Origin of the sequence: Clostridium luticellarii (assembly GCF_002995845.1) — a bacterium.
GTDB classification, from domain to species: Bacteria; Bacillota; Clostridia; order Clostridiales; family Clostridiaceae; genus Clostridium_B; species Clostridium_B luticellarii.
The window spans coordinates 1-12,480 of sequence record NZ_PVXP01000081.1 but is presented as its reverse complement, the minus strand read 5'-3'; the positions used below and the strand labels follow the sequence as shown (position 1 = coordinate 12,480).

Below are 12,480 nucleotides of genomic sequence, written 5' to 3'. Positions count from 1 at the left end.
ATTCAGTATAATCAAATTTTAGTAGATTCTTTTTATATAGTACAAAAAATTCAGGATTATCTTCTTCAAATTGCCTGCAGAAAAATTCCTCTATATCATTTTCATCTAAAATTTTTTTCATAAATTGCAATAATTCATATTTTTTCCTATTGTCCATAGAATTTTTACCTTCTTCATATTTCTTAAATTCTTCATAATATAAACTACTCACATAAAATCACCTCATGTATTTTATTCTACATAAGTAAATAAATTCCTTTTTCCCACGCAAAATAAGCATCTAAATAGCAGATGCCTATTTTACACCATATTAAGTAGGAAATTAAATTTTATAAAAAAACCTTATAGTGGCCACATTTAAGTTTACAGTGCTCTGCAACCACAAGCACTAATGTAATTAATACTTTTTATTTTCTTTAGAACACTTATAATTATACGCCGTACTTATTACGTTTTAATTTCATATTCATTAACTATTTCTAAATTCTTAAGTAAGGTACTCAGTTAAAAACCAGATGCCTTACTTAAGATATGAGGATTATTACATTTACAGCATACACGCCCATACATTCTGTTGTTGAGCCTATCAGTAACAATTTCACAAATTCCAAATACTATATTTATTAGACAAAAGTTTATATCTATACTAAATAAAAAACAAAGGAAGTGAATAATATATGGCTGCATTACCAGTAGATTTCGATACACCACAAACTGCTTCTGGACAATTAGTTACAGTAACTGGGACTGTACCCGCAGGAAGTAGCTTCGTTGAAGCAGTTCAATTAGATGTCCTTAGGGCTGACTCCAGTCATGAGTATTTTTCTATTGCTACTATTTATGACAATTCAGCAGGTACAACCCCATTAGATGTTAATGATACTCTTAACCTTGCAATTGTTCCAAAATTAGAAACAGGTGAAACTGTAACATTAACAAGTTATGGGGCATTAAAAGCCCAAATAGTTCAGTCATAATATAATAAAGATGACCAAAGCATGAAAATGTTATTGGTCATCTATTATATCATTTTAGATTGGAGGTGATATTTTTGGATACACTTACGATTCCAGCAAGTAAAAGTCTCACATTAACTGATAAAATCCCAAATGGAAACATTCAGGACTATAAAATAATCGTAGGATATGATAATGAGTTTGAGTATCATAGTTTACTTTATTTCAATATTTCCTCATTACCAAATAATATTATAGTAGACAATGCTAAATTAACACTATTTAAGTGTGATGGTTTTCATAATGATAAAAGTGTTGAATTTATAATATATCCAATATACGACCATTTTAGCATATATACTACTTATTTTAGAATTCCATCAGTGGATAAATTTAGCGGAACTAAATTTTATCCACTGACATCAAAATCAACAGTTACTATAGATATAACCCATATAGTTTCTTCATGGAGTAAAAATGCTTCATCAAACAAGGGTATAATAATTTCTAATCTATGGAACAATTCTATAGCAAGTTTTGGCTCGGCACTAGCAAAAAAGCAACAGATAGTTCCCTTTATAATCATAACTTATAAACATAATGATACCGCCATACACACTAAAAATAAAAAATCACATTACAATCATGATTTTCATTTATCAGTACAAATAGCTAATAGCTGCAATCCTGTTATTTCTCCAGTTCCTTCAAATCCTAGTCTAACTGAAATCATAGCAACTGGAACAATAGAACAACATTCCATATTTGTAGTAATGATAGAATTAGTTATAACAAGAAATAATGGAGCCATTGACAAATATTATGTTTCAGATGAATATACCAATTCAACCGATAAGCCACTAAATATTAATAAGACATATTTAATTCCTGTGGTACCTGCACTTAATATAGATGATTCAGTAACAAGTGCCAATGTTTACGGTGCTTATAGAGGTATGGCCAGCACTTTCGACAAAACACAAGATCAAAACATAAATTAATTATAAAAATAAATAAAAAAGAAGCAACCAGTTTACTGGATAACTTCCTTGATTGACTACATTTATTTTACTACAATTTTTACTACAGTTAGTACTACAATTGTAGCAATTCTTAATAACTCTTAATGATAAGTTATTTCTCTAAAGCCTTGATTCTACGCCATTCATGAAGCTTAATATCTCTTAATAAAATCTATGGCGGAGAAAGAGGGATTTGAACCCTCGCGCCGGTCACCCGACCTACGCCCTTAGCAGGGGCGCCTCTTCAGCCACTTGAGTATTTCTCCATGTCCTACAATATCAATATGTGGCGGAAAGAAAGGGATTCGAACCCTTGGTACGGTCACCCGTACGCCGGTTTTCAAGACCGGTGCCTTAAACCAACTCGACCATCTTTCCGCATAAGATCATCTTAAATTTAAATAATTTCTTCATTCCTCGCGGTTACTCATATACTATATCACGATATATATTCACTGTCAACCCAAAGTTTAAAATTTATTGTCAACTTATAACAGTAGAAATTTACTTTACAGAGCTCAATGTTTTTCCAATTTAACTCATTTTTATAATAATTTAAATATCTTTATCCTTCAATGAGGGTTTATTCAATGTACTGTGTTTTGTCCCATAAAGCAAATAAATAGAGATTCCAGCCACCGTCCATATAAAAAACCTAACCCAGGTAATAACAGGTAAATTTATCATAAGATATAGGCAGAAAAATATAGTCAGTATTGGTGTAAATGGGACTCCCGGACATTTAAACTTTCTCTCAATATCAGGCATGGTTCTTCTCAAAACTATAACTCCTATAGATACAGCTAAAAAAGCAGATAAAGTCCCTATATTACAAAGCTCAATAAGCACTGAAAGCGGCAAAAAACCTCCTATGACAGCCGTTGCAGCCCCTGTTATTAAAGTACACCATGCCGGTGTACTGTGAGTGTTGGATATTGCAGCAAAACGTTCAGGCAATAAACCATCCCTAGACATGCTCATAAATATTCTGACCTGGCCATATATTGTTACTAGTAGAGTTGAAATCATTCCCACAATAGCCCCTACAGCCACTAAAGCAGAACCCCAATTTATTCCAATGAGTGCTAGAGAAGCTGGAAGTGCATTATTTACATCTATTAATTTATAGGGTACTATTCCTGTAAGAACCAGTGAAACACCTATATACAATATGACAATTATGATCATGCAGATACCTAATCCAAGCGGAATGTCCCTTTTAGGATTAACAGTTTCTTCAGCTGCAGTAGAAACTGCATCAAATCCAATAAACGCAAAAAATATAATTGATGCTGCTGACATTATTCCTTTGAACCCAAAAGGAGCAAAAGGGTGATAATTAGTCACGTTTATATGACCCAACCCAACTAATATAAATATAACTATTACAGCTATCTTTACTGCTACTATGATATTATTTACCTTTGCACTCTCCGACACTCCAATATATAAAATCCATGTTATAAGTACTACGACCAAAACAGCAGGTAGATCTACTATGCCACCAGACAATGGAGATTTTGTAATCATTTCAGGTATATGTATACCATATGTAGATAAAACTCCCACAAAAGTAGATGACCATCCTGTAGCAATAGTAGCTGCTACCACAAGATATTCAAGTATTAAATTCCAAGCTATAATCCAAGCTATAATTTCTCCAAAGGCTATATAACAATAGGAATAAGTACTGCCTGAAATTGGAAACATAGTAGCAAGTTCTGCATAAGTAAGAGCACATAATATAGCTGTTATTGCTGCTATTATATAAGATATTGTTATTGCCGACCCTGCCATCTGGGAGCCTTGTCCAGTTGCAACAAATATACCAGTACCAACTACAGATCCAATTCCCATAGAGGCTATATCAAAAGAACTCAATCCCTTTTTAAGATTGGTTTTAGAAACTGCATTTTCAAAATCATTCAAGCTTTTTTTCCTAAATAAATCCATAGTATACATCAATCTCCTCAATTTTAATAACAAAATTCATTATAAATATTGTATATATTTCAATAATTTTACTATATCTATTTATTTTAAAAACATTGTACTATTATACTATAATTAGAGATTTATTAAAATAATATTTTTTTATATCTGTCAAAATTCAAAAATTAAATAGAAAAAGCAGTAACTTCTATCTATAAAAAGTTACTGCCTATTAAACAATTATTACCTTTATTTTATAATTTCTTTTCCACCCATATATGGCCTCAACAATTCAGGAATTATTACACTTCCGTCTGCTTGCTGGTAGTTCTCCAAAATAGCTGCAACTGTCCTTCCAACTGCTACTCCCGAGCCATTTAATGTGTGAACATATTGCGGCTTATCTTTTGGTGTTTCCTTATATTTGATGTTTGCACGTCTGGCCTGGAAATCCTCAAAATTACTACAGCTAGATATTTCAACATATCTATTATAACTTGGCATCCAAACTTCTATATCATATTTAAGTGCTGCCGTAAATCCCAAATCACCCTTACATATTCTAACTACCCTATAGGGAAGCTTAAGACCTTTAAGCACATCTTCCGCATCATTAGTCAGCTTTTCAAGCTCTTCATAAGATTGTTCTGGTTTTGTGAATTTGACCATTTCAACTTTATTAAATTGATGTTGCCTTATGATGCCTCTCGTATCTCTTCCTGCTGAACCAGCTTCCGCTCTAAAACAAGCACTGTATGCAACGTGTTTTATTGGAAGATCTTCTCCCCTTAAAACTTCATTTCTATAAAAGTTGGTTACTGGAACTTCCGCAGTTGGAATTAAGAAAAAATCATTATTAGCTATCCTGAAAGCATCTTCTTCAAATTTAGGAAGTTGACCTGTACCTGTCATACTGGTTCTATTTACCATATAAGGAGGAAAAATTTCTTCATATCCATGTTTCTCTGTATGAAAATCAAGATAATACGTTATTACAGCCCTTTCAAGCCTTGCTCCCAATCCTCTATAAAACGTAAACCTTGATCCTGATACCTTCCCACCTCTTTCAAAATCAAGTATATTCAAATCTGTACCTATATCCCAATGAGCTTTTGGTTTAAAGTTAAACTTAGTAGGTTCTGACCATCTTCTGATCTCCACATTGTCCTCATCCGTCTTTCCTTCCGGAACCGCTGGATTTGGTATATTAGGAATTCTAAGCATTATATATTCCATTTTATCATTGACCTCTGATAATTGAACATCATATCCCTTTATCTTATCCGAAACTTCTTTCATCTCAGATACTAAAGCATCCGCATTTCCACCATTTCTTTTTATCTTAGCTATTTCAGATGAATCCTGATTTCTTTTATTTTTTAACGACTCAACTTCAACTAGAATTTCCCTTCTTTTTTGATCCAAAGCTACTACCTTGTCAATATCCGACAAGTCAAAATCTTCTCCTCTATTTACAAGTTGTTTTTTTATATCCTCTGGATTGTTTCTTATCCTTTTTAAATCCAACATAATTATAATCCTCCTTAGTGATATTATGTAATTATATATAAAAAAGAGCCTTTTTATATCCCAAAGGGACGAAAAGACTCCGTGTTGCCACCCTAATTAATCAATAATATATTGATTCTCTTTAAGATTATAACGGTATCACCGAACTGCATCTAACAGTGCCTCCCAGGTGGATTCACAATATAATAATATCAGCTTTCACCAGCCGCTGATTCTCTTAAATCATCATAAAGCTACTTACCTCTTCATCAGCTAATTTCAATTCAATTATATCCACATGCTTCTTCACTGTCAATAAATTAATCTATATATAATATCAAAAACATATTAATTATAACTAATATTTTAAAAATAATAAAGCAAAACTCAAAATCTACCTGGTGTTTTCATCAATATTTTTGGTACAGACTATATCCACTCCTGTATTTAAAATATTCTTACATATAATATTCCCCATTTTTACAGGAGCCCCTACATGTATTCTACTTAAAACCTTAGAACATTCTATCCATAAATTTTTATCCAGAGGTTTTGAACTTTTTACGGGAACCACATTACAATTAGAACCTTTTATTCTCACGATAGTAGTAAATATATCACTCTTATTACTTATTGCCAATTTTGCACATTCTATTCCTCTATCACATAAATTGCCTTTAACTTCTAAAATATTTTCATATTTGTCCATACTAAGTATGCATTTTTTACTGCATTCATTACAAATAATCTCCCTAATCAACTTGTAATTCCCCCATAACTACATTTCATCAAACTCTTTTATTCTGCCTTTAACAATGTTAGAGTTCTTAGAATCTTTTACTATATATGTCATATCCTTATTTATTTCCCTGGAAAGAATGGATGCAATACTGCAAATACACTGTGAACCATTGCAATTTCCGAAGCCAGCACCTGTTCTTCTCTTTATACCTTCTATAGTACGGGCACCTAATGGCCTACGTATAGCATCTATTATTTCTCCTTCTGTTACCTTTTCACAATAACATATTATCCTGCCATAATTTTTATTTAACTTTATTATTTTTTTTCTGCTCTCATTGGATAAATCCCTAAATCTATAAAATTCTCTTCGTCTGTCTACAAAATCTTTTTTTAAAATACAATTTAAATTATTAACTATAGTTTCACAGACTATAGTTGCAATTACGGAAGCCGCTGTAATTTGACCATAGTGCTTTCCAATTACTTTAATATAACCTTTATCAACCAAACTATCGTCTATAATTAAGGAATCATTATAAAATAAAGACTCATAAAATTCTTCAACATCCTCTTCAGATATATCTTTCATAAAACACTTGATTCTCTGGAAAGCTTTTTCATAACTTACTTTTTTGTGATTCCCTATACCTATAAGCAATCCATTTTTTATAGTAGGCATAGTATATATTTTTTCATTATTTTCTTCCATCATGGAAACTATATTCTTATAATCCCTCTTAGTATTCTCCCCTAAAAGAAAATATTTCATGTACTTTCTATCTCTGTTTATCTTATTTTTACTATCAATACTATAATTTTCTGCAGGAGTTGTGTTCAGTACCATATTACAAGTAAATTTATTTTTATTTGTTACAACCTTAAATCCTTTTGATATATTTTTTATATCAAGTACCTCTTCTCCTAATTTGAAATTAACTCCATTATCAAATGCAATTTCACCATATGAAATTGCTAGATCATAGGGAGATATGATTCCGGTATTCTTAGAATATATAGCTTTCCTTGCATTTTTGCTTAAATTCGGCTCTACTTCATGTATATCAGGAGCATCCAATAAATATATGTTTTCTATTCCCCTTTTCAAAGCTCTGTCATATACACCAATCAACTTTTTTTCACTTTTTTCACTGTTTGCCACCAGCAAATATCCTTTTTTTTTAAAACCAATATCAAACTTAGATGCCAATTCAGGCATGAGTTTATTGCCCATAAGTTCCAATTTAGCCAGTAAGGTGTCTTCACATTCCAATCCATCATAAACTACAGAAGAATTTATAAAAGCCACATCATCAGCTATATCATAGTCTTTTTCAATCAAAGCTATATTTAAATTATATTTAGAAAGCTCATAAGAAACTGCACATCCTACTATCCCTCCGCCCAATATAATCACATCATAATCCATGTCAAATCTTCCTTTCAAAGCAAATAAACAAATCCTTATATAGTTAAAATATTCTATTTACCTAAAGAATCTATTACTTTACCAAGTTCTTTAATATACTCTCCATATTTTGCCCAATCACCATTTTTCTGCGAATTCAATGCATTTTCATATAAAGTTTTTGCTTTTTCAATCTGATCACTATTAGCAGAAGGTGCTGTTTGTTTTTGAGAATTATCAGTGCTCTCACCACTAGAATCCTGATTATAATTAAATATCTGGTTTAAAGCATCATCTATACTTTGAGCTAATACCATCTTATCTCCATAAGATACTATAACTCTTTTCATTTCCGGTATACTATCTTTCCCGTTGGCTCTTAAATACATAGGTTCTACGTATAACAGAGAATTTTTTATAGGAACTATCATTGTATCACCAAATTGAACTGTTGATCCATTTTTATTCCAAAGAGACAATTGCTGAGATATAGTTGTATCCTGATTTAATTTTTGTTTAAACAGATAAGGGCTATACACAGTTTTTTCAGGTGGAAATTTATAAAGAATAAGTTTTCCGTAATTATTTCCATCCATCCTAGCTCCAAATAAAGCAACCATATTATCTTTATCTCTCATATTGAAATACTGTAATAATATCATTTCTTCCTTTGAAGCACCTGCAGGTTTCATGACCACATAAGGTGATTCAATTAAATTTTTTTCTCCACTAACTTCCTTCTGATTTGCAGCTACCTCCCATAAATCTTCACCGCTATAAAATACTCCCGGATTTGTTACATGATACTTTCCGAGTGTATTACACTGAATATTAAACAAGTCCTTCGGATATTTAAAATGTTGAATTATGTCTGGTGACAACTTACTTATATCTTTAAATAGCCCGGGAAATATTTTTGCATAGCTTTTGATTATAGGATCATTTTTATCCATAATATAAAAATTGACATTTCCATTTTCAGCATCCATAACAACTTTTACGGAATTTCTTATATAATTTAAATCGTTTTGCGGTTGTGAAAAAGGATATTCATTTGAAAATGTATAGCCATCTAATATCCAATATAACTTACCACCACTCATAATTACATATGGATCAGACTCATAATTTAAAAAAGGTGCAATCCTATTAACCCTATCTTTTATATTTCTATTTATTAATATCTTACTTTCCTTAGTTATATCTCTAGATAAAAGGAAATTTATATCCTTTTGATTTATTGCAAACAAAATCCTATTAAGTATTCCCAGCTTTATTCCAGCAGTGCCGTTGTAATTATTAGTTGCATTGTCACTTCCTTTTGGATAATCAAACTCATCCAACTTAGTATTCACAACTGCATAATTGTCCGTTTTCTCTCCAAAATATATTCTTGGATTAACCAATTTTATATCTGTAGAATTTTGAGGAGGCATATCCTTTATAACAAAATTAGGCTGTCCTTCTGAAGTTACAGAATTTACTTTATTCATTACTACACCATAACCATGAGTATATACAAGATGCCTGTTCTGCCATGTATTAGGATCTATTGCTTTACTATTTATTTCCCTTGCTCCTATAAATACTTGATTGAATTTTCCATCTATATAATATCTATCCACATCAATATTATTGAATTGATAATAATATCTTATAATCTGAACCTGATTGTAAAATTCAAGAGTAGGATCAAAGGAATTAACTCTTATATTATCTATAGTATCCATATTATTTGTTACATCTTCTGTAGTCAAATCATTTTTCACCTGAAAAGAAGTAGTAGCCACATTATCAATATTATATGCCTTACGCGTATAATCTATATTATATTTTATATATGGCTGTTCTAAAGTTTTCTGATTGGATTTTACAATAAAATTCTGAACTACAAAATAGGACACACTTTTTGTTACAATCAGAACCGCTATTACAACTATTGAAATTATAATATATTTAAATTCGGCTCTAATTATACTTATAAATATAACTATAGCAGCTATGATAGACGCAACCGCAATAATTTTATAAAATAATAAGCTTACATGAACATCAGTATAACTTGCTCCAAATGCTACACCATTTTGACTATATACAAGTCCAATACATTTCAAAATATAGCCCACTGATACAAAAATCATTATGAGAGCAGCTAAAACTGCCAATTGTTTTCCAGCAAATCTTGTAATATCGCTATTTAAAATATCTATTTTCCCAAAACCCTTTTTAAAGCTCCTTGAAACAAATCTATCTTTTATATTCAACAAAAAATATGTAAACAATGTTACTAATGCTAAAAAGATTATTAAACTTAAAAACGTACTGTATAGAGATTGTATAAGCGGCAGCTTAAATACATAAAATGAAACATCTAAATTTAAAATTGGATCTTTCACATTAAATGGCACCGAATTTGTGAACTGTAAAATTCTATACCAGTAGGTCGATGAAAATATATAAGCTACAACAAAAGAAACAATTAAATCAGCAATTAAAATTATCTTTTTTTCAATTTTATCTTTATTGGAATTTACCTCAACAACTTTTCTATATTTTATAATACTTATTCGAATACTTTTATAATACAACCATATTCCCACAAAACTTATTATAAATAAAGGCACTATGAGCTTACACATGGCCACAATCTTTGTAAAATAGACGGATAGATATCCTACTTCTTTAAACCATTCTACATTTATCACAAAGTTAACGATTTTATTGAAAAATAGAATACACAAAACCAAAATTAAAATTAAAGTACCTACTGCCATTTTTCCTTTTTTCACTCTAATCACCTCTTTATAAATATAGATAATTTTTAAGCACAACTACCAATAAAAAACTTAAATTCAATTATCTACTTAAATATATACTGACTTTAAAAATTATGATTTACTCAGAAATTATATAACCCTTTTCTTTCAATGCATTTATTATATTTTCCAATATATCGTAATTGTCTGCTACTATTGTATGTAAATGCACACCTCCTGTTAATATCAGTAAAGGTTCAGCTTTATATTTATTTATATTATATAAAAAATTATCTACATCATACAAATTTTTTATCATAAGCATTCCCTTTATTTCACCATACACAGGGTGTTCTACTATAACATCTTCTATTTTTCCTCCAAATTTTACTATGGTCTTAAGCTCTTCTTCCATTTCATCCGTTTTATGCGAAACAGCAATCACTTTTCTAACTGATTTCTCTTCCACCTTTGGAATTAAATAACCATCTGGAGTAGCAATTATACTCTTGCCCTCAGCTCTTAAAATTGCTATATCTTTAACTATTACCTGCCTGGTAACACCTAATTTTTCAGCCAAAACATGACCTTTTTGAGGTTTATTACTTTTTTCAAGAATTTCTTTAATACTCAACCTTCTATCTCTCGAATTCATATTAACCTCCAATAACATATTTTCAAAGTGATAAATTACGGTTACATTACTATTATATCATAAAAACTGGAATAACTTTATAGACCCATAAAAGAAACTTCCCAAAATATAACTAATCTTCTCTCCTTAATTATTTTCATCACAATGCTTAAGTATATTAAGTTCTAGATCATCAGTTATAGCCTCATTATGATGGTTTTCTATTAAATAAAGTAACTTACTATCATTTTCTATTTTTTCTAATAAATATTTCCCAAATTCAGCATGATTATAATATGCATTTATTTTTCTATTTTTAGAAAAATTTTTTAATCTACCTTTAGAAAATTTATCTCCCAGTACCAAAAGAGATTTATCCACTACATTTAAACTAGTATATATTTTACCTATGTCATGTAAAAGTGCACCCTTTAACATTAAATTCATATTTATTTCAGTATATTTATTTTTACAAATATACTGTACATTATAAGCCACTCTCACAGAATGTTTTTGTTCTTGTATAGACAATTTATTAAACAATTCTAATTCATCTGCATTTAAAACATGCCTTATAAAATTACTATCATCCTTATCAATTTTAGATATAAGTGCCCAATAAAATTGTTTTACTCTATAAAATAACACTTATTATCACCTTTCAATCTATAATATATAAAAATACATTTGTATAATATTTTAAACAGCAAAAGAACTACATAAAATAATGTAGTTCTTTTACTTTCTATGTGGTGGAGATAAAGAGATTCGAACTCTTGACCCTCTGCGTGCAAGGCAGATGCTCTCCCAGCTGAGCTATACCCCCGTATGGTGGATCTTCAGGGACTCGAACCCCGGACCAACCGGTTATGAGCCGGTTGCTCTAACCAACTGAGCTAAAGATCCATATATTTACCCGGCAGCGACCTACTCTCCCACAGGGCTTCCCCTGCAGTACCCTGGGCACTGTGAAGCTTAACCTTCCTGTTCGAAATGGTAAGGGGTGTTACCTTCACGTTATTACTACCAGATGCTTCTATCATAAATTGCTATTAACTTCGTCCAGCTACGTCAAATGCCTCACTGCGGTGCTCAATTACATAAGTAAATTCCACTCCTCTTTCGGCCTTTTCCCTGCTGTACTCGTTACTATCAATTTATTTATCATATTACCTTATTATTATCGAAAATTGCTGCTAACTTTGCATTTCTGTGTCAAGCCTTTCGTTATGATGCTTACTTACGTAAATCAACAACTACTAATTTCATTTAAATAAATTTCGTCAAAAATTTTCCCATCACAATTTAATATTATACTGTCCTTCTTGTTACTTGTCAATACTTCTTAAAAAAACTTTTTGAAAGTTTCTACCACATAAATATAAGTTTTCAAAAAACAATGTCCTCTCAAAATTGCACAGTAAATATTTTTATCTGTATGTCTCTATATGTCGTTCCCGACTTTATTCTTGGTCAAGCCCTCGACCTATTAGTATCAGTCAGCTTAACAGGTTGCCCTGCT

General features: G+C 30.8%; 10 protein-coding genes, 4 tRNA genes, 1 rRNA gene and 1 other annotated feature. Of the genes, 2 read left to right on the top strand and 13 right to left on the bottom strand.

The annotated features are described in order from the left end of the window. On the bottom strand, positions 1–211 hold a 211-nt coding region (locus CLLU_RS16310; RefSeq protein ID WP_146127615.1), incomplete at its 3' end, for a hypothetical protein. Positions 212–677: 466 nt separating this feature from the next. Between CLLU_RS16310 and CLLU_RS16305 the strand changes: the two genes are divergently transcribed. Both CLLU_RS16305 and CLLU_RS16300 read left to right on the top strand, forming a co-directional pair. Further along, positions 678–977: a hypothetical protein gene (locus tag CLLU_RS16305; RefSeq protein WP_106010829.1), complete on the top strand. Its 300-nt coding sequence runs from the start codon at positions 678–680 to the stop codon at positions 975–977. Between the two features lie 74 nt (positions 978–1,051). Beyond that, the gene (locus CLLU_RS16300) at positions 1,052–1,957 is read left to right on the top strand and encodes a DNRLRE domain-containing protein (protein WP_106010828.1); all 906 of its coding nucleotides are present in this window, start codon (positions 1,052–1,054) and stop codon (positions 1,955–1,957) included. A gap of 196 nt (positions 1,958–2,153) precedes the next feature. Here the strand turns inward: CLLU_RS16300 and CLLU_RS16295 are convergent. From CLLU_RS16295 to rrf, 12 genes are all read right to left on the bottom strand, one after another. After that, positions 2,154–2,244 (bottom strand) — tRNA-Ser (locus CLLU_RS16295). Between the two features lie 21 nt (positions 2,245–2,265). Further along, positions 2,266–2,356: transfer RNA gene (locus CLLU_RS16290), tRNA-Ser, on the bottom strand. 177 nt (positions 2,357–2,533) lie between these two features. Continuing rightward, the gene (locus CLLU_RS16285; protein WP_106010827.1) at positions 2,534–3,931 is read right to left on the bottom strand and encodes an APC family permease; all 1,398 of its coding nucleotides are present in this window, start codon (positions 3,929–3,931) and stop codon (positions 2,534–2,536) included. A 228-nt stretch (positions 3,932–4,159) separates the two neighbouring features. Beyond that, the gene (gene serS, locus CLLU_RS16280) at positions 4,160–5,440 is read right to left on the bottom strand and encodes a serine--tRNA ligase (protein ID WP_106010826.1); all 1,281 of its coding nucleotides are present in this window, start codon (positions 5,438–5,440) and stop codon (positions 4,160–4,162) included. A gap of 61 nt (positions 5,441–5,501) precedes the next feature. Then, positions 5,502–5,698: a binding site (T-box leader), on the bottom strand. A gap of 115 nt (positions 5,699–5,813) precedes the next feature. After that, a complete protein-coding gene (locus CLLU_RS16275; protein ID WP_106010825.1) occupies positions 5,814–6,179 on the bottom strand; it encodes a DUF1667 domain-containing protein in 366 nt (121 codons plus the stop codon). A gap of 18 nt (positions 6,180–6,197) precedes the next feature. Beyond that, positions 6,198–7,589, bottom strand: a complete 1,392-nt coding sequence (locus tag CLLU_RS16270) for an NAD(P)/FAD-dependent oxidoreductase (RefSeq protein WP_106010824.1) — start codon at positions 7,587–7,589, stop codon at positions 6,198–6,200. Positions 7,590–7,642: 53 nt separating this feature from the next. Next, the gene (locus tag CLLU_RS16265; protein ID WP_242977711.1) at positions 7,643–10,342 is read right to left on the bottom strand and encodes a UPF0182 family protein; all 2,700 of its coding nucleotides are present in this window, start codon (positions 10,340–10,342) and stop codon (positions 7,643–7,645) included. 121 nt (positions 10,343–10,463) lie between these two features. After that, positions 10,464–10,979: a transcription repressor NadR gene (locus tag CLLU_RS16260; protein WP_106010823.1), complete on the bottom strand. Its 516-nt coding sequence runs from the start codon at positions 10,977–10,979 to the stop codon at positions 10,464–10,466. Between the two features lie 126 nt (positions 10,980–11,105). Further along, the gene (locus tag CLLU_RS16255; RefSeq protein WP_106010822.1) at positions 11,106–11,606 is read right to left on the bottom strand and encodes an HD domain-containing protein; all 501 of its coding nucleotides are present in this window, start codon (positions 11,604–11,606) and stop codon (positions 11,106–11,108) included. 102 nt (positions 11,607–11,708) lie between these two features. Then, positions 11,709–11,784, bottom strand: a tRNA-Ala gene (locus CLLU_RS16250). Between the two features lie 3 nt (positions 11,785–11,787). Continuing rightward, positions 11,788–11,864, bottom strand: a tRNA-Ile gene (locus CLLU_RS16245). Between the two features lie 8 nt (positions 11,865–11,872). Further along, positions 11,873–11,989, bottom strand: a 5S ribosomal RNA gene (gene rrf / locus CLLU_RS16240). Positions 11,990–12,480 lie beyond the last annotated feature (491 nt).